Here is a 23,912-nt window from a genome sequence, read left to right as displayed (position 1 = left end):
TGTGCCACATTTAATTTGCCTAAAGATAGCAGCCAAGGGTCTTAGGAAAACTACATTTTCCCGTTTTGACTTTTGACTTTTGCCTTTTGACTTACTAACTATCTTAATAAAAGTTAATAGCTAGAAACTGCGATCGACGGGCGCTTTCCTAGAGAAGCGAGTTTCGATTGACTTGATAATGATATACAGCACGGGGATGACGAATAGACTCAACACAGTTGCAACGCACATCCCGCCGAAAGTTGCCGTTCCCAGTGATTGACGCGCCGCCGCACCGGGACCCGTAGCTATCATCAGGGGAATACCACCCGCAACCGTGGAAAAGGCTGTCATCAAAATCGGTCGCAAGCGTTCTTTCGCCGCCTCAACGGCTGACTTGGTAATACTCAATCCCTCATCGTGCAGTTGGTTGGCAAACTCGACAATCAGAATTGAGTTTTTACTTGCCATCCCAATTAGCATCACAAATCCAACTTGAGTGTAAATATCGTTGGCTGCACCTCGAACGAGAACGGCAAGTAAAGCGCCAAGAATTGCTAATGGTACTGTCAGCAGAATAATAAACGGATCGACAAAGCTTTCGTACTGGGCTGCTAGTGTCAGAAACACGAAGATTACGCCCAAACCAAAGATAAAAATTGCCTGTCCGCCAGACTCGACTTCTTCTAAAGAAAGTCCAGACCACTCATAGCCAAATCCTCTTGGTAGTGTTTCTTTTGCCACTGCATCCATCGCTTTAATAGCTTGTCCCGAACTCACCCCTGGGACAGGGGAACCGTTGATTTCCACCGAGCGGGACAAGTTGTAGTGGTTGATAATTGAGGGTGCGATAATTTCTTTCACGGTAACTAAGTTACCTAGCGAAATCATTTCACCCGTTTGCGCTCCTTCAGGGATGTTACGCGATTCTCCTTCGGAGACGCTGCGCGAACGCACGTACAATTTCTTAATATCTTCTGGGTTGGAACGAAACTGAGTATCAGCTTGTACGTAAACTCGATACGCCCGATTGAACTGGTTGAAGTCATTCACGTATGTAGAACCGAGAAAGGCTTGTAGGGTGTTGAAAATATCTTCCACCGGAACCCCAAGCGCGTTAGCCTTATCGCGATCGACTTCTACAGAAATTTGCGGTGTATTTGCACTGAAATTAGGACGTAAACCCGTCAGTTGCGGTCGTTCGGGAGATGGGTAAGTGTTGGCGCGACCCATAAATTGACCCAAGGCTGTACCCATCGCGTCAAAGCCTAAATTTGCCCTATCTTGTAGGTGAAACTCAAAACCGCCAAAATTACCCACACCATTGATCGCGGGAAAGTTAAACGGAATGACGGTAGCTTCTTGAATACTCAGCATTTTCGGGAATAAACCCGAAGGCTGGGGGAAAAAGCCGCCAATAATTGCTTGTAACGATTGGTTTGCGCCTCGTCTCTCTGCCCACGGTTTAAGAGTGGTAAAAATCAAGCCGTTATTAGGTGTCGAACCGCTGAAGCTAAAACCACCGACAGCAAAAACTTGTTGCACTTCTGGCACTTCCTTGAGTATTGCCTCGGCTTTTTCTAAAACTTTTTCGGTGTAGTTAAGCGATACCCCTTCTGGTGCTTGGACGATAGTAATAAACACCCCTTGGTCTTCATCAGGAATAAAGCCTGCGGGAATGAAATTGTAGAGCCAATAAGTAAACCCTAACGCGACTGCAAATAGGGCGAGAATAATTCCCTTAGCGTTAGTCAGCTTAGAAATACTACGACTGTAAATTATTCGGGTTTTGTCGATCGCCCAGTTAATCCCATTAAAAAACCAGTTATTCGGGACTTGCCCGCGTCTGAGTAACACCGCAGACAGCATCGGCGTAAATGTTACGGCATTAAACGTCGATACGGTAATCGAAAAGGCGATCGTCAGTGCAAACTGTCTGTATAACTGTCCGGTTGTCCCAGGAAAAAACGCCACTGGGACGAATACGGTAATCAAGACGAGAGAAGTGGCAATGACGGCACTAAACAACGAATTCATCGAGGCGATCGCTGCATCTACAGGTCGCATCCCATCATCCTGAATCCGGCGCGTGATATCTTCGACAATCACCACCGCATCATCTACAACTAAACCCGTTGCCAAGGTCAAGCCGAAGAGAGTCAGGGTATTAATTGAAAAACCGAAGATTTTAACAAAAATAAACGTCCCGATTAAAGCTACAGGCATGGCAATTGAAATCACCAATGCCGATCGCCAATTTTGCAAGAAGATGTAAACGATAATGACGACCAATCCCACCGCTTGCAGCAGCGAGACGATCACCTCTTCCGTTCCAGCTTGGATAAATGTCGTGGTATCGAAAGCAATTTCGTAGTGCATCCCAGGCGGAAAAGTTTCTTTTAATCGTTCCATTTCCTGCTTCACAGCCGCCGCCGTATCGAGGGCGTTACTGCCAAATTGCTGATTGATGCCTAAGCCTACACCCCGGTGCGTGATGCGATCGCTCGCAGTAAACCGCAACAGAGAACTGTAATTTTCCGCACCCAACTCCGCTCGACCGATATCCCTCAGCCTGATTAATGTGCCATCCTCAGCGGTTCTAATGACGAGATTGTTAAATTCCTCTTCGTTCTGCAATCTACCTTGGGCATTAACGGCATACTGGTACAGTTGCTCGGATTTATTCGGTGGTTGTCCGATCTGTCCTGCCCCAACTTGCAGGTTTTGCTGTTGCAATGCCGCGATCGCATCTTGGGGAGTCAAGTTACGACTGGCGAGACGATTGGGGTCGAGCCACAAGCGCATTGCATATTTGCGTTCGCCAAAGATTTCTACACCACCAACTCCTTTAATCCGTTTGAGGGCATCGGCAATGTAGAGATCGGCATAGTTGCTTAAATAAGTTTCGTCATAGATGTCTTGTTTTTTGTTTTCATCGCGATCGGAATAAACTCCAAATGCTAGCAAAAAGTTGTTGTTAGCTTTCGTGACTTGCACGCCTGTCTGCGTCACGGGTCCAGGCAACCGCGATAGTACCGTCGATACCCGATTTTGCACGTCTACCGCTGCTAAGTCTTGGTTGCGTCCTAATTCAAATGTCAGATTGATGCTACTGGTTCCATCGTTAGCGCTGGTCGATTTGATGTAGCGTAAGCCTTGGATACCGTTGAGTTCTTGCTCTAAGACGTTGGTAACGGTCGATTCAACAACTGAGGCATTTGCTCCGACATAGTTTGAAGTGACGCTGACTTGCGGCGGAGCAATTTCAGGATACTGCGCGACTGGTAATGTAGGGATAAATGCAATTCCCAGCAGGGCAATGATAATCGAACACACCGCTGCAAAGACGGGGCGTTTGATGAAAGTATCGGAAATCGAGAAAATCATAAAGTATTATTACGAAGTCGGAAGTCGGCAGTCGGAAGTTATTCACCCGACTAGAGGTCTGACACGCTTGAAATCCCGATCGGTAGCATTTTTGCTTCTCTCCATAGCTGAAGTTAGCGATGTGCGCAGGCTAATTGGTAAAGTACCCATTTTTCTCTCAATTCAGGCAAGGAGGCAAAGCCTACAAAAGCAAGATGATTTGGTTATGAATCAGAAAACAGAAAACAGAAAGCAGGGAGCAGATAAAACAACTTGAGTATAAACTCGGATGAGCGATCGCTCGCGACAGTTCCGGATACAAGAGTTTGTGAATGGACGAATTGCTAGATCGCAGTGTAATACACATACTACACAATTGGCAAATAACTTTGGGGCGATCGCGCTTTTCCTTTCAAGGCAAAATTTACACCTCTTATAGGGTAAGCATTCTACGTATCTGGTCAGGTATGTTAAGCATACGATATATTCTTGTAGTCTATTATTCTGACACAAGTGAGGTACATTGCAAGGTCAAGTAGCGAACAAATGTACTAATAATATAAAATTAGTGCTGATGTCTCAAGACGCTGTTGGAGATCGCTGTAATATCAATGTTCGGTAGTGGGTTCCACAGAGGAGCTTTCCCAATGGCTTAAGATGACAGCGTTAACCGTATTACTGACGACATTTAAAACAGTTTTCAAGCCATCCGTGAGGCGATCGACACCTGCAACAAGGGCTACACCCTCTACGGGCAGTCCGGCGGCTGAGAGTACAGTTGTCATCATAATAATTCCTGCGCCTGGTACGCCTGCGGTACTAAATGAAACCAAAAAAGTACTGAGAGCGATCGCCAGCATTAGTGATGGAGTCAGCGGAATCTGATAGAGTTGGGCGATAAATAGAGCGTTAAACCCTTGTAAAATTGCCGAACCGTCGCGTTTTAAAGCCGTACCCAAAGGAATAGCAAAACTAGCAATATCTTCGCGCATTCCATAGTTTTCTTGGGCATTCTGTAAAGCAATTGGTAGCGCTGCATTCGAGCTTGCCGTACCAAATGCTAAAGATAAAGTTGGGAAAAAACATTGAAAAAAGTGTATCGGCTTGGCTTTAAGAATGAATAGAACAAGAGCATAAAAACCAATCATAATTATCGAGCCAATACATAAACCGATAACATAGACAAAAAGTTTAACAATTAATTCTAATCCCTGAGTGGCGATCGCCGAACTAATTAAAGCAAAAACTCCAATTGGAGCTGTATATAAAATCAACGATAAGATCTTCTCAAAAATAAAATAAACACTTTCTATTAGGCTAACAAAGTTTGTTGCTCTATCTCCGACTAATTGAATGGCAACACCAATTAAAGCAGCAGAAAAAATCGTCTGAAGCAAATTTCCCGTGCTTAATGCTTCTAAAGGATTAACCGGAATTAGACTCACCAACCAATCAATCAAAGATTGCTTTTGAGTCATTTGCGTAACTTCCGCGATCTGAAAGCCAGTAACTCCAACTCCAGGTTTCAAGACAATCGCCAGAAAGATACCCAAACCAACCGCGATCGCACTAGTAACTACATAACTAGAAATTAACTTTAGCGTGTATCTACCGACTTGAGTTGCATTTTGAATCCGAGTTAAGCCGAGAATCAGCGAAGAGAAAACAATCGGCACAACTACAAATTGAATCAGACGTAAGAAAGCCTCACCAAGAGGGGAAAGAAGGTAGTAGTCGAGAAACGCGATCGCCTCTGGAAAGCCATAAATTAACAAGATTCCAAAAGCAATTCCTAATCCAAGCGCAGCTAAGATTAACGTTGATATTTTCATTAAATCAACTATTTTGACAGAACTTTTTATCTGAGTATATATTATAATGTTTCACAAACACAGCTTAAATACTCTTTGTGTCCTTCTTTGCGTCTTTGCGTCTCTGCGCGAAACAAAGAAAAAAATATCCTCCACCCAGCTATATAGAGAGGATAAAAAACTAAATCTCCTCAACTACAATATCTTCTCCAAAAATTGCTTAGCGCGATCGCACTGAGGATGAGTAAAAAACTGCTGAGGCGATGCATCCTCCGCTAACCGTCCTCCATCTAAAAACAAAATGCGATCGGCAACTTCTCGCGCAAATCCCATTTCATGAGTGACGATCGCCATTGTAATCTTAGTTCTAGCAAGATCTTTCATAACTTCCAACACCTCCTTAACCATTTCTGGATCGAGGGCTGAAGTTGGCTCATCAAACAACATAACTTCTGGTTTCATAGCCAAAGCACGAGCGATTGCCACTCGTTGCTTTTGTCCTCCAGATAATTTTGATGGATATACCTTAGCTTTTTCTGCTAAACCAACTTTTTCTAGCAGTTCCATTCCTGCTTCACGGGCTGTATCTTTCGGTACGTGCTTGACTTTAATCGGAGCATAGGTGACATTATCTAATACTGTCATGTGCGGAAATAAATTGAAATGCTGAAATACCATACCGACATTTTGACGGATTTTTATAATATCAGTGTGGCGGGAAGTAATATCAGTACCATTAATATAAATTTTACCCGCAGTTGGTACTTCTAGTAAGTTTATACATCGCAAGAATGTAGATTTTCCCGAACCAGAAGGTCCAATAACTGCAACAACTTCTCCTTTTCTAATTTGGGTCGAAATCCCTTGCAAAACTTTGAGACTGCCAAAAGATTTCTCTAAATTTTCAACATGAACAGCAACATCTTGCTCAAGTGCTACGCTGTAATCTTCTTTCAAGTACATATCCCCCCCAAGTCAAACTCATGACTAATAAGTAGTAAATTAAACCCGCAAACAGCAGCGGTTCAAAATAGATATATTTTTCTGCTCCAACGATTTGAGCGCGACGCAAAAGATCGGCTACACCTATTGTAGAAACTAATGCCGAATCCTTAAGTAAAGTAATACTTTCATTCACCAAAGCTGGTAAAATATTTTTGATTGCTTGAGGCAAAATAATATCTAACATCATCGGCTGGTAGGCAATTCCTAATGACAAAGCTGCTTCCCTTTGTCCCTTATCGACTGCCAAAATGCCCCCGCGAATTGTCTCAGAAATGTACGCTCCTGAGTTGAGGGTGAAGGTGATGACCCCTGCTAATAAAGCGGGAATATCAAAGCCCGTGAGTTGTGGTGTAGCATAGTAGACTAAAGCAATTTGTAGTAGTAATGGCGTACCGCGAAATATAGAGGTATAGGCATTAGCAAGCCACACCAACGGCTTAAATGTAGAAATTTTTAACAATGAAAGAATTGTTCCCCAAATGAAGCCGAAAAAGACAGACAAGGCACTAAAAAGTAGTGTAGTTCCTACGCCTTCAATAATGAAAGGAATACTGGCAGAAATATTACCCGAACCCGATGTTGCTGCGTTGGTAGCTGGTTGTTCGTTATTCCCAAACCATTTATTAATCAGATTTTTCATTTCACCGCTGTCCTGTAATTGTTTAAGGACGCGGTTAAAATCGCCAACTAAATTTGAGCCTTTGGGAAAAGCGATCGCAGATCCAGCTTCTTCTGTATTAGCAAGAGTATGAAATTCTAAATCTGGATTGTTAGCAACAAAACCTTTGGCAATTGTATCTTCAATAATTGCTGCTTGAATTCTACCAGATTTAACTTCTTGGATAATTTCACCAATTCTGTTTAAAGGAACTAAGTTTACTCCTTTAAATTTTTTCGCGGCTTTCTCTTGCAGAGAACCGAGTTGAACGCCGACTTTTTTGCCTGCTAAGTCTGTTGATTTAGTTAGGTTACTACCTTTCTGGGCAATAATTGTATTTTTAGCTTCGTAATAAATGTCAGAAAAATCGACATTTTTTCTGCGTTCGGGGGTAGGTGTCATTCCCGCCATCGCAAAATCAGCTCGTCGAGATTGCAGAGCCGGAATAATACCGCTAAAGTCAGTATCGCGAATTTCTAGCTCAAAGCCTAACTCTTTGGCGATGTATTTTGCAATATCAACGTCAAAGCCGATGATTTCGCCTTTACCTTTTGCCGTATCGCGAAATTCGTAAGGTGGATAGTCCGCTGATGTTACCATTACCAGTTTTTTGCCTGCATATGGCTGTTGGGCGACTAGTTCATTTACCCAGCCAAAGCAGAGACTAACAAATAATGCCGTACTCAATAAAAGTGCAAACAAAAGCCTTTTTTTTCTGGGCATAGCAATCAACTTTTGTTTTTATCTATGGTGTTGAACTGTTGCTAAGCTATATTTGAGAGATTTTAAGAACAGTTCCAACTATCCTAAGACTTATTTTCAGAGTTAGGCGATCGCTTTGCTACAAATTTATCGCAATTCTCGATTGCGTGCGTGATGTTTGTAGAGGCGCACGGCTGTTAGGGCGCACAGCCGTGCGCCCCTACACCCTTAAACAGGGGGAATTAAAGCCCTCTTTTCAATTCAGTTAGGGAATCGAGCGAGTATCTCCTGTGAAAATTCAGACTAAAATCTTTTTAGCTTTTGCAGATCGGCTTTTTCTTTGTCCAAATTTCTAAGTTGGATTTTTTGCTGTTCTAAATTACTTTTAAGTAACAACTGATTCTTTTCAATATCGATAATATAAGTAGTAAATCGATCGTTGGCAATTTCTAGAGCATCTTTCAATCGCTTCTCTTCCGTCTCTAAAACTGTCGCAATTTCCAAAACTAATTTCTCGACTAAATTTTTACTCAAAGACTGATAGTGATTGGATAATTCTTTTCTTAATTTATCGGCGATCGCCTCTAGCTGAAGCGTGGTATCTTTCTGATAAGTGTAGGTCAGCAAACAAATTAATAAAAATATCACAATACCAAACAGAATAGGATTTTCTCTTAGAGGTTGGGTAATACTGGAAATAACTTGCTTGCCACCACCACTGACTCTTATCCCAATAAACATAGCACCAAAGCCAACTAGAAAAGTAAATTGCATCATGTTGGCTCGGATTTGCTTCAGGACATATGTTAGTGGAGAAACCCCCTGATAGCGACCTTCATAAGGAGCTTCAATGAACGAATTCATTAAGCTTTTTTGAAGGTCTATGCGTCGGTCAGAATAAAAAAGGGATTTTTCTAGGTTTATCGATGGTAAGAAATTGAGTGTTTTATATACAGTTTCAACTATGGTATTTAATCCACCTTCACCATAAGTCGTAGTCACTAATTGCCATTCTTTATCTGCCCACTTTTTCAATTCATGGCTGCAAAAATACGTTAAGTCGGCGTTAACGTTACCATTCGCAGTGACTGGATTTTCTGCTCTTAGTTGAATATATTGAAATCCACCTTTTTTCAAAAGTTGCGGTTTTAGTCGCTCGATAAACTCTTCAACTTTGTACGTAATACTTTTTTTACTATACATATCTAATAAAGCAGCTTTCGATTGATTGAGTTCGAGCTTAACTTGCTTAAAAAACTTATCCTTGTCATCACTAGCTTTTCGTAAAGCTTTCTTTGCCTGCTCTTTTACATCGTCAGTTGCTAAACCTTGAATTCGCGCTTCTTCTTGCTGAAGTTGTTGAGCGATCGCCTCAGCTTCGCGATCGAGAACTTGCTCGATGACGCTAAGTTCTTTTATCACTCGTGCAGTCAATCGTTGAGCTAAAATATCTTCTGGCTTACCTTTAATAAATGTTTCTAAAGATTGACAAAATTTTTCTAGTTCTTGTTGCGCTACTGAATTAATTTCTGAGGTTTGAGTTTGGAGAGAGAACGAACTGAGAGATAGAACTACTAATTCAAAAACATCACTTAGATCTTGACTGCGCAGCCAGGTTTCAACTTGAGTTAAACTGGGAATACTACCAATAACAACGCACTTAGCGATCGGTGCTGCATTAGCGATCGTTATTAATCCCTGCCAAGCGTTTGTAAGTGTGGCGAGATCGCACACCAAACAAAGAATATCGCAATCGAGCATTTCTACTAAAGATTCTGGGTATTCAGTCGTTAAACTGTACTCAAACACAAATTCTGGATAAGCCGAACTTGCTGATGCGGCGAGAGTAATGCGATCGCCTGTCTGTAATTTTTGGCATCCTTGTAATCGAACTCCATTAATATAAGTCCCATTAGTGCTGTTGCGATCGCAAATTTCCCAAGCTAAATTTCCACAAGGACTAATTTGAGCGTGATTCCAAGAAACTTTTTTGTACAAACTTGAATCGATTGCTATTTTGCTATCAGGATTACGTCCGATACTAGTTGTTTCAGTAGTAGAAAGCGGGTATATTTTTTCGCTGCTAGATGTCGATAATACTAGTATGGCACTTCCTGCCGATCGCACGGGTTCGACCTGCTTTGGTAAAGCGCTGACTCCAACCTGATAAAATTGCGATAATCTATGCCGCTCGAAATAAATTTGAAGCGATCGCGCTGCGATCGAGTTATTGCTGACAATTTGTAATTTTATTTTTTCTGTTTTGAGACAAGCGGCAATTTTTTCTAATTCTTGAAAAACCGTTCTAAATTTTCGATCTCGCTCAAAGTTAGTGCTGACAAATTTTTGAATTTCCTGAATTCGTGCTTGTAGCTTTTCATATTTGGGTGACATAAGTTGTCAGTTGTCAGTTATCAGTTATCAGTTATCGGCGCTCGGTGACTAGATGAAGAATCTAGTGACTGGTGACTAGTGACTGGTGACTAGATGAAGAATCTAGTGACTGGTGACTAGTGACTGGTGACTAGATGAAGAATCTAGTGACTGGTGACTAGTGACTGGTGACTAGATGAAGAATACCGCTACTAGCCACTAGCCACTAGCCACTAGCCACTATTAAATAAACACACTACCAACCTGGATTATTATCCTCGGTGCTGTTACCATTTGGTTCTTGTTCGATCGCACTATTAGGTGCTTCCTCGGTGGCGCTATTATTGTCATCCACGCATCCAAATGCTGGATCGCCGTTGGGACAAGGATCTGACGCATCTGGCTCGACAAATGTAGAAGTTTGTTTCAACTCTGGGATTGATGCTTCAGGAGTCGATTTAGCAGCTTTACTAGATCCTGGAATCTTCTGCTGTATAGGAGGATTTACAGCTTTGATAACTGGCTGTGGCTGTTGAGGCAGGACTTGAGCTGGTTTAGCAGCAGCGGGAGATGGAGTTGGTGGATTTGGTTTTTGCGCCAGTCGAGCATTAGCTTGCTCGACAATTTCGTTACGTTTTGTATTCCAAAATAGCGTGCTGGATGGAATTTTTTTAGCTGTGTTAACTGCATCCTGCCATCGACTTTGGCTGAGGGCTTGTTCTGCTAGTTTTAAGTAGTCTTGATTCGTTTTTGATTCTCTTTCCCAAGTAGCGACTGTTTGTCTTACGTCTTTAAAAATAGAGCTTTTTGGAGGAATTGCTCTGGTTAATAAAACAGCTTTTTCAAAATCACCATCTCTTTCATAAGCGTCTTTCGCTTCTTGAAAAATTCTCTTAGACCACTGACTAGTGAGTAGTTGAGCTTCTTCAAACAAAGGTTGCTCCGCTGGCACTGTAGACACGACTGCTAGCGCCTCAGCAATTTTGAATTCCTCTGCTAAAGCTTTAGCTTGAGCGATGCGACACTCATTAACCGATTTCGTTAAATTTGTTTGTGCTTGTTTATCTTCTATGGTATTGCTGCTAGGAATGTTAATAGTTGCGCCATGCTTGATGCATTCTTCGTATTGTTTTGTTTTTTTCAACACTTCAACTTGTGCTAAGCCAGATTTGATGCTTTCTTTATTCATCACGACCAGTCCGAAAGCAGCCGCGACACTAACGACAGCAGCAGCACCCATAGTCATTCCCAAAGGAGATTTGAGTTTAGCCGCAAAATTAGCTAAACCACCCGATCGCTTGCTAGGTTGAGTGCTGGGTGAATTTGTCGTGATGTTTTGGTTCGTCGCTGGCTGAGTGAAGTTAACTGGAGTCTGAGGAATTGACGGAGCCGAAAACTGACTGCTGGGAGCTGTCGCTGGTAAGACGGCGTATTGACTTGCTTGTTGCGTCTGCGAGTATTTGGGGCGTTGGTCTAACTCTGTCGTGGCATAACCAGCGTTGATTGAAGATGGCGATCGCAATGCCTCTATAACTTCAGCTGCTGACTGATAGCGCTCTCTAAAGTCGTAGCGTACCATTTTGTCGATCGTTGCTGCGAGGCGATCGCTAACTTGTGCCTGACCTTGCCAGTCAATTTCTCCCTGAAAATTTTCTCTTAAATCTTGCGTCGTGAGTCCGGTGAGTGCCTGAATCGCAATGACTCCCAGCGCGTAGATATCGCTATTGAATTGCGGTCTACCTCGCGCTTGTTCCGGTGGCATATATCCAACAGTACCCACGGCGATCGAGGCGCTAACTTGGCTTTGAGCTGTCAGCAGTTGGACGTTAATCTCTTTAACAATACCAAAATCTACGAGGACTAATTTATTATCTTGTTGGCGACGAATTATGTTATTTGGTTTGACATCGCGATGGATTGCTCCCTGCTGATGCACGAAGTTAAGAATCCCTAACACGTCTAAGAGCATTTGGATTACTCGATCTTCGTGCCAACGACGACCACCGAACAATTCTGCACTTAGCAAATGTCCTTCGATTAACTCTTGCACCAAATAAAATTCTTGGTCTTGCTCGAAATAGGCTAGTAATCTGGGAATTTGGTCGTGAATTCCTAGCTTTTCTAAAATTTTGGCTTCTTTATCAAATAATCGTCTAGCTGCTATTAAAAAGTTGGTATTGCTATTTGCTGGCTTCAAATGTTTGACTACACAGCAAGGATTACCAGGACGACGGGTATCTTCAGCGATGTAAGTTTGGCTAAATCCACCTGCACCCAAGACTTTCAGGACTCGATAACGCCCATCTAATAATTGACCTAGCATTGATGTGATATTTTGCGAGTTAAAGATGCATTCAATTGAAAAGTAGATGATTTCGGATATTATCTGTTTTTTATTTACTTTTTGTTAAAAAATTGGTTAGTAAGATAATCCGCAATCAGACAAGTAATTCTAAAACCTAACTATGACAGATTTATGGATTATGAAATCATAAGCTTTGCTAAAAATATTTACTATTCTAATTACGCAGTACAATTACTATAAAGTAGTAGGGGCGCACAGAGAAAGAGCCCCTACAAAGATCGCGTACGCAATCGAGAATTGCTATAACTGCCACAGCGCGATCGCCTTGTCGCGATCGCCACTAGCGAGGAATTGCCCGTTCGGACTAATCGCGATCGCCCCAACTTGCCATGCATAGCCGCAGATAGCATACACTTCCTCTGCTGCACTTAGATCCCAGACTTTGAGTAATTTATCTTCAGTCGCGATCGCTAGTAGTTTACCATCAGGACTAAAGGCGATCGCGTTTACCGCAGCCCGCAAAGCTGGCAAAGCAGATTCTTCACCCGTATCGATATGCCACAGTTTAATAATCTTATCTGCACCGCCACTAGCGATAATTTGACCGTCAGGGCTAATAGCCACCGCATTCACCCCTAATTTGTATCCTTCCAGTTTGTGGATTTCTGCACCCGTGCCGAGATCCCATAGTCTCACGGTTTTATCCGCGCTGCCACTCACTAGCATCTGACAATCAGAGCTAAACGCAACGCTATTTACAGCCGAACTATGACCGATAAAAGTAGAGATTTCTTCAGCCGTGCTGAGGTTCCAGAGTTTGATTGTCTTATCGGCGCTACCACTGGCAAGAACTTGACTGTCAGGACTAAACGCAACGGCATTAATCGCCGATTTATGTCCGTTAAAGGTATTGACAACTTGCCCAGTATTGAGTTGCCACAATTTGATGGTTTTATCAGCGCTACCGCTAGCAAGAACTTGACCGTCAGGACTAAACGCAACTGTACGTACCAAATCTGAATGTCCGGTTAATGTCAGAATTGTTGGATTTAAACCAAGCTCCCATAAGCTTTTACCAGTATCGGGTAGTGCTGGAATCGCAGGACTTGCAGAAATGACAGCAGATATAGGTTCGGGGATTGGAGCGATCGCTGCTGCTTCTGGTTGGGCGATCGCCGCAGGTTGTTCCACCGCATCAGTCTGTGGTGCTGGCTTGGCTGGCTCGATTTCAGGAGCGGGTGGCTGTACTACTTCAGGTTGCGGTGGTTCTGGTGTAGCAACGATTGGTTCAGGCTCAACTGCTGATTCTGCTACAGGGACAACTGCATTTGCATGAGCTTCCGTTATCGGTTTTTGGGCGCTCGTCGGAGCTTTAACGAGTACAGTCGCAGGCAAAGCTTGGCATTCAAACAGAAACTCTGCACCTTCCCAACTAAGGGTAATGCGATCGCCCGATTTTAACCTCCGCCATTCTTCGCCAATTTGCTTACCGTTAATATACGTGCCGTTGGTCGAGCTGAGGTTACAAACTTCCCAAACAGGCTCGGAACTTTTTTGCCAGCGTAACTTGGCGTGATAGCGCGAAACCGTCGTGTAACGCTTAGGATCGAGAGCAATTTGACAATCAGGCGATCGCCCAATGACAATTTCTTCATTGGGAGAGAGAAAATAACGCGGTTGTTCTCGCGCTCCCGCTGGCTCGGAAGATTCGCAAAGCGTCAGTGTAGCAGAAGATTGCATTGTCAGTTATCAGTTATCAGTTCTCTGCGAGCGGTTATCAGTGTAGAGATACGACCTCTTACCTGTTATACAAACACCAATCGGTCTTGCATTCAAGAGAAGCGATCGCCCCAAACTTGCGATCTCTTAGTAGAACAATATACTAAATCGATCGCGTAATTCTACGTGGGATTGGTTGTCAGTTGTTAGTTGTTGGTTGACTGATAACTGGTCACTGATAACTGATAACCGACAACTAAAGTTTATTGACTTGGATAGGGAACGAACTCATTTTTTGACAGGTACGATCAATTGCCGTACAATACTCAGTATAGTTGAACATAATTAGACATATTTGGACGTATTTGGACACAATTATTATGCATAACACGGCAAATAAAAGCCGTAAGCCTACAAGAGAACGTGCTAAGGGTGAACGGTTAGAGGCTCGCGTTACTAAAGAGCAAAAAGAGTTGTTTCAGCGAGCTGCCGATCTCCAAGGACGTTCGCTGACAGATTTTGTGATTAGCAGTGTAGCTGAGGCAGCAAAACAGGCGATTCAGGAACAGGAGCTGATGATTTTAAGCGCGCGCGATCGAGCAGTTTTTGTTGAAGCACTGCTTAATCCCCCAGAGCCAAGCAATAAACTACGAGCTGCCGCTAGACGTTATCAGCAAAAAATGGAATTGTAGGTGAAATCGCTCAATGGATTTTGATTATTTAATAGAGCCGCTGGGTTCAGAGCATAACCGAGCGGTTTTTTGTTGCGGCGTTGAAAAACTAGATCGTTATCTTCAGAAGCAGGCAGGACAAGATGCTCGTAATTATGTTGCTATTCCTTACGTCTTGTTTGACAAAACCTCTAATGTCGTTATTGGGTATTACACGTTGAGCGGAACGAGTATTATTGCAGGAGAACTACCAGCCCAGATAGTTAAAAAGCTGCCGAGATCTCCAAGTTTACCAGCAACTTTGCTCGGACGATTAGCAGTTGATGAAAATTACCGAGGCAAGGGATTAGGCGAAGAGTTATTGATGGATGCCTTGTACCGCAGTCAGTCACATGCAAATAGTGTCGCTTCAATGGCTGTAGTGGTTGATGCCAAAGATGAAAAGGCTCGTTCTTTTTACGAATATTATGACTTTATTCCGTTTCCAGATCGTCCAAATCGACTATTTTTGCCTATGACTACGATAGTCAAGATGTTTAACTATTCAACTTAAAGCTTGACTTGCCTTTTTGGATCGCAGCTACGTCACTTCAGGCGATCGCTCATTCGAGGCGATCGGTTTCCAGCGGAGATTGAGTCGGTGTATCGATCGCGAATTTTGCTAAGCGCCTCCTGAATTCATCGAACGCGACATAATGAATAAAGATGGGGCAAGAGTGTAAGTCATACTTCTTGCCCTAGCAGATTGTAAGATAAGACTTTCAAGATTTAAATCAGCAGCGCTATGCAATCAGCAGTAGGTTCTGACCAATCTCCCGCAATGGATGCACCGAAACAGGGGCTACCAGTCACTATCATTACAGGCTTTCTCGGTAGCGGTAAAACAACTCTGCTCAATCACATCCTGACTAACCAGCAAGGTCTCAAAACAGCCGTTTTAGTGAATGAATTCGGCGAAATTGGGATTGATAACGAGTTGATCGTCACCACAGGTGATGACATGGTGGAGTTGAGTAACGGCTGTATCTGCTGCACGATTAATAATGATTTGGTAGAAGCCGTTTACAAAGTGTTGGAACGTCCAGAAAAAGTTGATTATCTCGTCGTAGAAACAACAGGAGTTGCCGATCCTCTCCCTGTGGCGCTGACTTTTCTAGGCACGGAGTTACGCGACATGACACGCCTAGATTCAATCATCACGGTCGTAGATGCGGCAAATTACAGTTTGGATCTGTTTAACTCTCAAGCAGCTTACAGTCAAATTGCCTATGGGGATGTCATCATTCTTAACAAGGCGGATTTAGTCGAGGAAGCAGATCTCGATCTTTTAGAAGTCAAGATTCGGGATATTAAAGATGGGGCAAGAATTTTGCGGACAACGCGATCGCAAGTTCCTCTCCCATTGATTCTTAGCGTCGGTCTGTTCGAGTCGGATAAGTATTTCGATACTCCCGCTGGTCACGACCATCACGACCATCACGACCATCACGACCATCACGACCATTCAGACTGCGACCACGACCATCACGACCATCACGACCATCACGACCATCACCATCATCACTCCGATCACTTAGAGAACGATGGTTTTACCTCAATATCTTTCCAAAGCGATAAGCCACTGGCAATTAGAAAGTTTCAGTATTTTCTAGACAACCAACTTCCTGAAAATATCTTCCGCGCCAAGGGGATTATGTGGTTTGAGGAAAGTCCAAAACGCCATATTTTTCACCTCTGTGGTAAGCGCTTTACTCTAGAAGACGAGGAATGGAACGGCAAACCCAAAAAGAATCAACTGGTACTGATCGGACAAAATCTAGATCGAGAGGCTTTGCTTCAACAACTACAAAACTGCATTTGTCTGCCTTCTACCAGTCGTGGTAAAGGGTTTAGCAAAGGATGAAAATATGGCGCAAAGATGCAGAGCTGATTTAGCGCCTTTGCGGGAAATACTTGGCATTACATTCGTAGGGGGGCACAGTTAGCTGTGCCCCCCTACACATTGTGTACCCTACGTAACTGAAAACAGCGATTTGTGTTAGGAGATATTGCGATCGCATCTCCACAAATGTAAAAAAATGTATTTCTAGCTACAGACGTATTTATTTATCCGCCGAGTTATTATAAAATCGTATCAATAAATACAGTTTTACTTATAACCGTGTCACAAATCGATTGGGAAGAAGCTTTTGAATATTTGCCAGGACTCGTAGTTGAGCTGAAGTCTCGTCCCGGCGTAATTGATACGATCGCGGCTTACGATCTAACTATGGTTCCCCCCATTTGGTTAGAGAAAGATCCGCGCCCCCGCTATCCCCACGAATTGCAGATTGTCTCGCGGGAAAGAGTACAGGCGTGTCAACTGGTAGAGACAGTTAACAGTTAATAGTGGTGCGTGGTGCGGGAAAATACTACCGATCGGCGATCGATGAGCAATGCCCATGAACGGCTATTTTATTAACTAGTTAACAGTAGAGAGCTTACTCTAATCGATCAGGTGAAATTCTTTGAGTGCGGGTAGAAAATTTCGGTTTTCGTGGCTCGAACGGCTGAGTTTAATTAATGCAAATCTTTCTACGGGTGGTAAATTTGCCCATTGCTCTGAACTAAGCGTCACGCCAAACTCGCCAGCTTTCTCCCCAATGCTAGCAGGAACAGTTGCTGCATTCATCCAATCGGGATTCTCTTCTACTGGCAGTTCGCTAGCCGATTTACCAGTATATTGAAAAACTAAGTCTTGCAACCACTGACGATATGCTTGAATTTCTGCTGGCGTATTACAGGGGCGATCGATTAGTGCTTGTCGATCTTCCTGACTGAATTGGTTCCATTCAGGTAATTTCAGTTTAATTCCACAAGTATCTAACTTGTAACGTACCTGCATGGGAATACAGCGCAGGGAGTCTACAAAGTCAGCTTCAAATTGAAAAAATCGTGTCATATCATGATTCGCGATGCGAGAACGGCATTGGATATAAAGCATCGCCCATACTTCCAGCGTAAAACATCAGCAACCCATCTCCGACAACCTGCAATCGCGAATGCAAAATTCGGGATTAGGTTGCTAACCGCTGCCGAGTTGGTCACTGGTCACTGGTCACTGGTCACTGGTCACTGGTCACTGATAACTGTTAATGTTGTGTTTTTTCTTGTAGTACAGAAAGCATTTGTTTTCTGACTGCATTCGCCCAAAGATCGAAGTTAAAATCTTTGCTATCGGCGATCGCGTTATTTGTCACGGGTTGAGTTTTTTGAAGTTGTGCTTTTTTATCCATTGTGCCTCTGAGTAATAGATTGAGAAATTTTGTGGTTAGTAATATCTATACAAAATTAGTCATAAATAATAAACAGTTATGATGTGGAAAATGCATCAAACTGATTAGCTTTTAGAATATACAGGAAAGTACTACCTATACTCAAGCATGAATTTGTACTTAACTTGAGCAAAAAGAATTGACAGTTTGACTAAATTACCTGAAAAGCTCAAGTATAGGCAATCAAGCGACCGCAGATAACGATCCCCGTCCATGCGAGTAAGGAGATCGTGGCGATCGCTTTTACAAAAATTAATTGATAGCAAATTCTTCCGCTGAAGCCTGCGGGAGTATGCTTTTGCATGGCGACGCGAAGATGCATCACCCATAGTGGAAGCATTTAGTCAAGTGGTTGAAGAAGTTAATTGTTGAATGATAGTTGGTAGTTGGTAAGTCGCAAGTCGCTACTCCCTACTCCCTGACAACTGAGCTAGCTCATAGATAACTCAAAGCTATTTTGTCACAGTAAAGGTAGCCAAGAATTAACTTAGAGGTCAAATGTATGACCCACGCTACCCTTAACTACGAAACTGCCCCAGGACATGAAGTTTTAGCAGCAGCAGGCAAAAAATATCTCCGTCCAGGCGGACGTTTAGCGACAGAGCAACTATTTCAATGGGCGAATTTTCAACCAGGGGAAACGGTTTTAGAATTAGCAGCGAGTTTCGGTTTAAGCGCGATCGCAATTGCTCAGCGCTATGGCGTGCGGGTTGTGGGAATTGAGAAAAATCCCGATTCTGTGGTTCGCGCTCGTGCTAATGTTGCCGCAGCAGGTTTGAGCGATCGAGTTGAAATTATTGAAGGCGATATCTTTCATCTCGATCGCTTGACAGAAAAGTTTGATTATGTATTGGCAGAAGCGATCCTGACCATGCAATCTCCGCCAGGAAAAGCGAAAATCTTAGCAGGAATTCGCGATCGCCTCAAGCCTGGTGGTAAGTTTTTATCTCACGAACTTTTAGCACAAAATCGAGAAGAAGAGATTCACCGCGCTTTAGCACAAGCGATCCGAGTCAATTCTACGCCTTTATCAGAGTCTAATTGGATTGCAGCTTGTGAAGCGGCTGGATTAACAGTACAGCAACATCAAACCGGAGAAATGGGATTGCTCAAACCGCAGCAAATGCTTGCAGACGAAGGTATTTTTAACACAATTCACATTTGGTGGAATATACTGACGCGATCGCAAATTCGGCAACGAGTTTTAACAATGCGCCAAGTTTTCCAAAAGTATCGGCAGGACTTAGGTTACATTATTTTGTCTGCTGTTCGCTCTTAAGCTCACACCTATCAACAATAGCTCTGAGCATTTTGACTTTTAACTTTTAACTTTTAACTTTTAACCGAGGAATTCATGAGTACCACCCTATTACCCTTACGATCTTCATCCACGCAGTTACGGGCAAATATTGAATATCCCCAAGCTGGGGTATTGAGTAAAGTGCTGGTTAAAGATAGTTGCTGTCAATACACTCTGTTTTGTCTCGCGGCTGGAACTGAAATTTCCGAACATACATCTACTCGCAACGCTACCGTCAACGTGTTGGATGGCAAGGGAATTCTCACCCTAGAAGGACAAGACATTGTTCTAGAACCAGGAGTATTCATCTTCATGCCTGCAAATGCTCCTCACGCTTTAAAAGCCCAGGAAAACTTAGCTTTTTTACTAACCTTGTCAGAGAAAAACGGGTAGCGCAGCATAGCGAAAATAAATCACCGATCAGTCAAATAAACCACTACATAAGTTATAGCGTCAAAAGCTCATAGCACCAGATTGATGACGCTGTAACTTTTGTACGGGCGGGTTTTGGCAAACGATCTTCGTTCATGATGAGGGATTCTCGCCAAACCCGCCCCTACGAACTTTTAACTTCGCGTGCTATTTACTTTTCAAGGGAATTGATACAGGATACTTTTCTGGTTTGAAGGCTGGTGTGGGGGAGTGGGAGGCGAAATAGATACCTACGAGTAAAGTCGCTAAAGCGATCGCGCCAATTCCTAAATCGATTAAGGAAGTCGATCTTTTGGCTGAAATTGCAGCTGTAGCTTTGCTAATTGTATTTGGTATTTGTAATTGCGGGCGATCGCCCCAGCTATAAGAAACAGTCTCTTCTTCACCCAGTAAAGAGTGCGAATCTTGCGCTACTGTGGGTATCTGAACCTGAGTACCATGTAATTCGTGAAAACCATAATGCAGCACGGGTTGATACCGATTTGCTAGAGGTTCTAGGGCTGCTAAGACTTCTGTTGCAGATTGGTAGCGATCTTTAAAGCCGTAGCGCACCATGTTATCTATAATTTGCGCTAGTTCGGGGCTGATTTTACGATAGTGTCGCCATAGAATTTCACAGGTATCTGGATCGGTATCTAGCTGAGTCGGATGGATGCCTGTCAAACCTTGAATTGCCACCATTCCCAAAGCATAGATATCGCTGTTAGGACGAGGCTTGCCTCGTTCTTGTTCTGTAGGCATGTAGCCAGGAGTGCCGATTGTAATTGTTGCTGGTAAGCCAATGGAAAACGTATTGATCTTCTGCCCTTGCAGCGTCACAACCTGCGTCCATGCTTGTTTGACCGAACCAAAATCAATTAGCACCAGACGGCGATCGTGCTTGCGCCTGAGCAAGTTATTTGGCTTGATATCGCGATGAATTAAGCCGTGCGAGTGAATAAACTCTAAGATTTGCAGTACTTCTTGCAACATGTAAAACACTTGGCTTTCACTCCAAGGCTTACCTGGTTGTAGTTCTGCACTTAAGGTATGCCCTTGTACGAATTCTTGAATGAGATAAAATTCTTGGTTTTCCTCAAAGTGGTCTAGCAGCCGAGGAATTTGATTGTGACATCCTAATTTTTCTAAAGCTTGGGCTTCACCTGTAAACAACCATCTCAACGTTTGTAGGGCATTAGGAGAACTATTGGCAGGTTTGAGATGCTTGACTACGCATGTAGGGCGATTGGAAATATGGGTGTCTTGAGCGAGGTAGGTCTGACAAAAACCCCCTGCACTCAGAACTTGCATGACTTGATAACGTCCCTCTAGTAACTTGCCTAACATTGTAGTTGACCGAAAGTTTTTGACCCAAATTTCTCGATCCAAATTTTTATGGACGGCAGCCCACTATTGGTTGCTCAATCGATCGCATTCGTACAATTTGTAAAGTTAACTCGATCTATTTCTAATAATCTGTTATCCAGTTATAGTTGTCTGTATATGCTGCACGGTTTCATTTAGCTTGGTTGGTGGACTGTAACGAGACTCATTCAAGTTTTACACTATCTTCATAGATTATAGAGCAGGGTTGCAGGCAATAAGAGCGATTGAAATCGCAATTCCTGCGTTATGCTCTGTTTGCTGCAATTTCTTGCAGGAATTTGAACATTTCCTTAACTGAGCATCGATTGCTCCCTTGCTAGGCAGAATAAGGCTTGTGACTTTGCCATGAGATCTCATAGAGCGACTGTAGCTAGAAAATGACAGTAATTTATAAGAATAGCTTATGTAACTTTGTGTTACCTTGACCTACCTATTGATATAGTTGCTGTTTTGAAGGGGAAGAATACAGCTAGATTCATGAAATCGCATGTCAATTGAACAATTAGTAGGATAAATTTCAAATGCCGCATTCAGCAAATTTGATTGGAGGTGTTTCTATTGGGGAGATGAAACTGCCTCAACCTTTAGCGAATTTGTCAGCAGATTATAACCAACTAAAACTCAATGTTTTTTTGTTGGCTGACTATAAATTTTACCCACAGCAAATTGTTTCTTTAGAAAAAACGTGGGGTGGAGTTAGAATTAGACACACCGTTGCTGAATATCCTGCCAATATTGTTTTTTTGACTCAAAGTACTCAGAGCTTTTTTGATTGCATTAAACAAGCTGGTTTTCTACCAGCAGCGCGTGTTGAGGAATTTCCTCGTCGAAACGGTAGTCCTATTTACTGGCAAGTTGTCGTTTCAGCGCTTGTGTTATGGAATATTTTTTTATTAGTTTGTGCTAATTATTCCTATCTAAATTTATCAGTTTCTACTTTAAGTTTACCCTTTTGGTTTGTTTTGTTCGTGTCTATTTCAGTACAGCGATCGCGCTTCGTACAAAGTTTCTTTCTCAAACCAAATCGCCATATAGAAGAAGTTGCCCCCGTGTTTAGATTTCTTGCCTTAGTATCTAGCCTGTTTGCAGTTTTATTCGTTGTTCGAGGTTTAATTTAGTAGAACTGCCAGATTTAGATTTTAGATTTGGATTCGATCGCTATGGCAAAATAGCAGAAGGTAGAGTGCGGCAATCGGGCATCTAACACAGCTCGTAACGTTTGCTGCATTCCTAGCCCCCAAGCTGCGATCGCCACATCGCAACAAAATCTATAGTTTTAGTCAATTGTGAGAGCAAAAGACTATAAAATCATTTTTAATGATTAAATCTACATTTATCAAAATTCAAAATGGATGTGAATCCACAAGAAGTCAAACAATAAGTCGTAAATCGTAAGTCGTAAGTCATAAACCACTTACTGATGACAAATGACAAATGACTAATGACAAATAAATCATTGAGGTGATAAACGATGGATTTTCAAGATTTTCTCAAACGGCAATATACTCAAGTTACAGTTGGAGAATTCAAACCGGGCAAGTTTGAAGAAGCAAGAAGAATTTACGAACAGGCAGTTTCAACTTATAGACATGGGTTTAAAGGTGCATATCTCCTGCAAGAACCAGGTACAGATCGAGGCGTTTCTGTGATTTTCTGGGAAAGTGTAGATGAGATGGAAGCTAATGAGCATGAGGAAAACTACAGGAGCATACTAAAAAAGATGTCCCCTTTATTCGATCGCGCTCCTACAACTACTCTTTATGAAGTGGTTTGTCAAATTCAACCCCAGGCAGCGGAAGAGAGCTGAGAGGGGAAGAGAGAGTCGCGGAGCTGAGGAAGCTGAGGGAGCTGAGGAAGCTGAGGAAACTGAGGAGGCTGAGGGAGAAAGAAATTTAAAATCTCCACACCCCACACCCCACACCCTACACCCTACACCCTACACCCCACACCCCACACCCTACACCCCACACCCCACACCCCATTCTTCACTGGTCACTGATAACTGATAACTATCAACAAGAACGCTATCTTTTCTTTCCTAAAGCAATCATAGTTGAACCGTTGGGGAAGTTTTTGAATAAATACCAATCTAACATGCCAAAACCAACGCAAGCTTGAGGTATGCGCTTAAACAGCCTACCTTTAGGGGCAAGGGTTTCAAATAAATGGGCGCGATGGTAGATTTTATAAATATCTATCCCGACATCAGAGCATAGAGATTTCAGGTGGCGATCGCAAAGTCGGCGTAGATGTCCTGGTTCATCGGTTTTAAATCTGCCATAACCATCAAATGATGGCTGCAAGCCTCCCGTCAAGCGATTTTGCCACCATTCAAAAGAAAATTTATTAGCGCAAGGCGTGGATAATATTGTCATTCCTTGCGGTTTGAGCAATCGACCGATCTCTCTTATAGACTGAGCAACATCACCTACATGTTCTAGAACTTCTATGGAGATGATGAGATCGAAAGAATTGTCAGGTAAATTAACTGTTTCATCACTCATGGGAGTATATTGAGCTGATGAATATAGATTTTTAGCAATTGTTAATGCTTCGTCTGATATATCACAGCCGTGGAGAGCAGATGTAGGAAAGAAATCTTTTAACAAATTGAGATATCGTCCTTCGCCACAACCATAATCTAAAATCGATGCTGGATTGAAACCGCTCGATTTTATTTGCTTCAATATATCTTGCATTGCATAAAATCTACAGGACTCAAATAATCCTGAAAAGTCCTGCATATAACCTGCTTGAAACCGAGAATTGTAAAACTGTTTTTGATCTTGGAGTGCCTCGTAGGAATAGGATTGTTCGTTCATGTTTTGGTAGAGATAAGGAATAAGGAGAGAAGTCGTAAGTCGTAAGCCGTAAGTCGTAAGTCAAAAACCTCTTGCCTCTCGCCTCCTTCC

General features: G+C 42.7%; 21 protein-coding genes. 9 read left to right on the top strand and 12 right to left on the bottom strand.

Translation table 11 applies throughout. The features are described 5' to 3' along the window. Nucleotides 1-120: 120 nt before the first annotated feature. From CHRO_RS21745 to CHRO_RS29915, 7 genes are all read right to left on the bottom strand, one after another. Nucleotides 121-3,366, bottom strand: a complete 3,246-nt coding sequence (locus tag CHRO_RS21745; RefSeq protein ID WP_015156383.1) for an efflux RND transporter permease subunit — start codon at nucleotides 3,364-3,366, stop codon at nucleotides 121-123. 587 nt (nucleotides 3,367-3,953) lie between these two features. After that, nucleotides 3,954-5,177, bottom strand: coding sequence for a dicarboxylate/amino acid:cation symporter (locus tag CHRO_RS21740; protein WP_015156382.1), 1,224 nt, complete (start codon nucleotides 5,175-5,177; stop codon nucleotides 3,954-3,956). A 174-nt stretch (nucleotides 5,178-5,351) separates the two neighbouring features. Then, nucleotides 5,352-6,119, bottom strand: a complete 768-nt coding sequence (locus CHRO_RS21735) for an amino acid ABC transporter ATP-binding protein (protein WP_015156381.1) — start codon at nucleotides 6,117-6,119, stop codon at nucleotides 5,352-5,354. Continuing rightward, nucleotides 6,085-7,542 (bottom strand): ABC transporter substrate-binding protein/permease, encoded by a 1,458-nt coding sequence (locus CHRO_RS21730; protein WP_015156380.1) that lies wholly within the window; start codon nucleotides 7,540-7,542, stop codon nucleotides 6,085-6,087. Before CHRO_RS21730 ends, CHRO_RS21735 begins: the two co-directional genes overlap by 35 nt. Nucleotides 7,543-7,824: 282 nt before the next feature. Then, nucleotides 7,825-9,915, bottom strand: coding sequence for an FHA domain-containing protein (locus CHRO_RS21725; protein WP_015156379.1), 2,091 nt, complete (start codon nucleotides 9,913-9,915; stop codon nucleotides 7,825-7,827). Between the two features lie 235 nt (nucleotides 9,916-10,150). Then, the gene (locus tag CHRO_RS29920) at nucleotides 10,151-12,217 is read right to left on the bottom strand and encodes a serine/threonine-protein kinase (protein ID WP_015156378.1); all 2,067 of its coding nucleotides are present in this window, start codon (nucleotides 12,215-12,217) and stop codon (nucleotides 10,151-10,153) included. 282 nt (nucleotides 12,218-12,499) lie between these two features. Next, the gene (locus CHRO_RS29915) at nucleotides 12,500-13,939 is read right to left on the bottom strand and encodes a WD40 domain-containing protein (RefSeq protein WP_015156377.1); all 1,440 of its coding nucleotides are present in this window, start codon (nucleotides 13,937-13,939) and stop codon (nucleotides 12,500-12,502) included. Between the two features lie 359 nt (nucleotides 13,940-14,298). Between CHRO_RS29915 and CHRO_RS21710 the strand changes: the two genes are divergently transcribed. The 4 genes from CHRO_RS21710 to CHRO_RS21695 all read left to right on the top strand — a co-directional run bounded on the left by CHRO_RS21710 (nucleotide 14,299) and on the right by CHRO_RS21695 (nucleotide 16,975). After that, nucleotides 14,299-14,610 carry a type II toxin-antitoxin system TacA family antitoxin gene (locus CHRO_RS21710; RefSeq protein WP_015156376.1) on the top strand — a complete coding sequence of 104 codons (312 nt, stop codon included), beginning with the start codon at nucleotides 14,299-14,301 and terminating at the stop codon, nucleotides 14,608-14,610. Between the two features lie 13 nt (nucleotides 14,611-14,623). After that, entirely contained in the window at nucleotides 14,624-15,142 is a 519-nt protein-coding gene (locus CHRO_RS21705) for a GNAT family N-acetyltransferase (protein WP_015156375.1), read from the top strand. Nucleotides 15,143-15,373: 231 nt separating this feature from the next. Next, nucleotides 15,374-16,492, top strand: a complete 1,119-nt coding sequence (locus CHRO_RS21700; protein WP_015156374.1) for a CobW family GTP-binding protein — start codon at nucleotides 15,374-15,376, stop codon at nucleotides 16,490-16,492. A 258-nt stretch (nucleotides 16,493-16,750) separates the two neighbouring features. Continuing rightward, the gene (locus CHRO_RS21695; RefSeq protein ID WP_015156373.1) at nucleotides 16,751-16,975 is read left to right on the top strand and encodes a hypothetical protein; all 225 of its coding nucleotides are present in this window, start codon (nucleotides 16,751-16,753) and stop codon (nucleotides 16,973-16,975) included. Nucleotides 16,976-17,074: 99 nt separating this feature from the next. Here CHRO_RS21695 and CHRO_RS21690 read toward each other — a convergent pair whose 3' ends face one another. The 3 genes from CHRO_RS21690 to CHRO_RS32775 all read right to left on the bottom strand — a co-directional run bounded on the left by CHRO_RS21690 (nucleotide 17,075) and on the right by CHRO_RS32775 (nucleotide 18,243). Next, nucleotides 17,075-17,530 carry a nitrate reductase associated protein gene (locus tag CHRO_RS21690; protein WP_041462584.1) on the bottom strand — a complete coding sequence of 152 codons (456 nt, stop codon included), beginning with the start codon at nucleotides 17,528-17,530 and terminating at the stop codon, nucleotides 17,075-17,077. A gap of 190 nt (nucleotides 17,531-17,720) precedes the next feature. Further along, nucleotides 17,721-17,864 carry a hypothetical protein gene (locus CHRO_RS32780; RefSeq protein ID WP_015156371.1) on the bottom strand — a complete coding sequence of 48 codons (144 nt, stop codon included), beginning with the start codon at nucleotides 17,862-17,864 and terminating at the stop codon, nucleotides 17,721-17,723. Between the two features lie 208 nt (nucleotides 17,865-18,072). Further along, nucleotides 18,073-18,243: a hypothetical protein gene (locus CHRO_RS32775; protein ID WP_015156370.1), complete on the bottom strand. Its 171-nt coding sequence runs from the start codon at nucleotides 18,241-18,243 to the stop codon at nucleotides 18,073-18,075. 162 nt (nucleotides 18,244-18,405) lie between these two features. Between CHRO_RS32775 and CHRO_RS21685 the strand changes: the two genes are divergently transcribed. Together CHRO_RS21685 and CHRO_RS21680 are read left to right on the top strand one after the other, a co-directional pair. Next, complete coding sequence (locus CHRO_RS21685; protein ID WP_015156369.1) at nucleotides 18,406-19,182, top strand: SAM-dependent methyltransferase; 777 nt, start codon at nucleotides 18,406-18,408, stop codon at nucleotides 19,180-19,182. A gap of 75 nt (nucleotides 19,183-19,257) precedes the next feature. After that, nucleotides 19,258-19,596, top strand: coding sequence for a cupin domain-containing protein (locus CHRO_RS21680; protein ID WP_015156368.1), 339 nt, complete (start codon nucleotides 19,258-19,260; stop codon nucleotides 19,594-19,596). Between the two features lie 186 nt (nucleotides 19,597-19,782). On the opposite strand, the gene CHRO_RS21675 is transcribed toward CHRO_RS21680, so the two are convergent. Next, a complete protein-coding gene (locus CHRO_RS21675) occupies nucleotides 19,783-20,961 on the bottom strand; it encodes a serine/threonine-protein kinase (RefSeq protein ID WP_015156367.1) in 1,179 nt (392 codons plus the stop codon). Between the two features lie 560 nt (nucleotides 20,962-21,521). On the opposite strand from CHRO_RS21675, the gene CHRO_RS21670 reads away from it, so the two are divergent. The 3 genes from CHRO_RS21670 to CHRO_RS30795 all read left to right on the top strand — a co-directional run bounded on the left by CHRO_RS21670 (nucleotide 21,522) and on the right by CHRO_RS30795 (nucleotide 23,006). Beyond that, entirely contained in the window at nucleotides 21,522-22,118 is a 597-nt protein-coding gene (locus CHRO_RS21670; RefSeq protein ID WP_015156366.1) for a hypothetical protein, read from the top strand. A 353-nt stretch (nucleotides 22,119-22,471) separates the two neighbouring features. Then, a complete protein-coding gene (locus CHRO_RS21665) occupies nucleotides 22,472-22,807 on the top strand; it encodes an antibiotic biosynthesis monooxygenase family protein (RefSeq protein WP_015156365.1) in 336 nt (111 codons plus the stop codon). Further along, entirely contained in the window at nucleotides 22,761-23,006 is a 246-nt protein-coding gene (locus tag CHRO_RS30795; RefSeq protein ID WP_015156364.1) for a hypothetical protein, read from the top strand. Before CHRO_RS21665 ends, CHRO_RS30795 begins: the two co-directional genes overlap by 47 nt. Before the next feature lie 18 nt (nucleotides 23,007-23,024). On the opposite strand, the gene CHRO_RS21660 is transcribed toward CHRO_RS30795, so the two are convergent. Next, the gene (locus tag CHRO_RS21660) at nucleotides 23,025-23,822 is read right to left on the bottom strand and encodes a class I SAM-dependent methyltransferase (RefSeq protein ID WP_015156363.1); all 798 of its coding nucleotides are present in this window, start codon (nucleotides 23,820-23,822) and stop codon (nucleotides 23,025-23,027) included. Nucleotides 23,823-23,912 lie beyond the last annotated feature (90 nt).

The sequence above is a fragment of the Chroococcidiopsis thermalis PCC 7203 genome (assembly GCF_000317125.1).
Lineage (GTDB): Bacteria > Cyanobacteriota > Cyanobacteriia > Cyanobacteriales > Chroococcidiopsidaceae > Chroococcidiopsis > Chroococcidiopsis thermalis.
The sequence above is the reverse complement of the archived record's forward strand: the minus strand, read 5'-3'. Positions and strand labels throughout refer to the sequence as shown.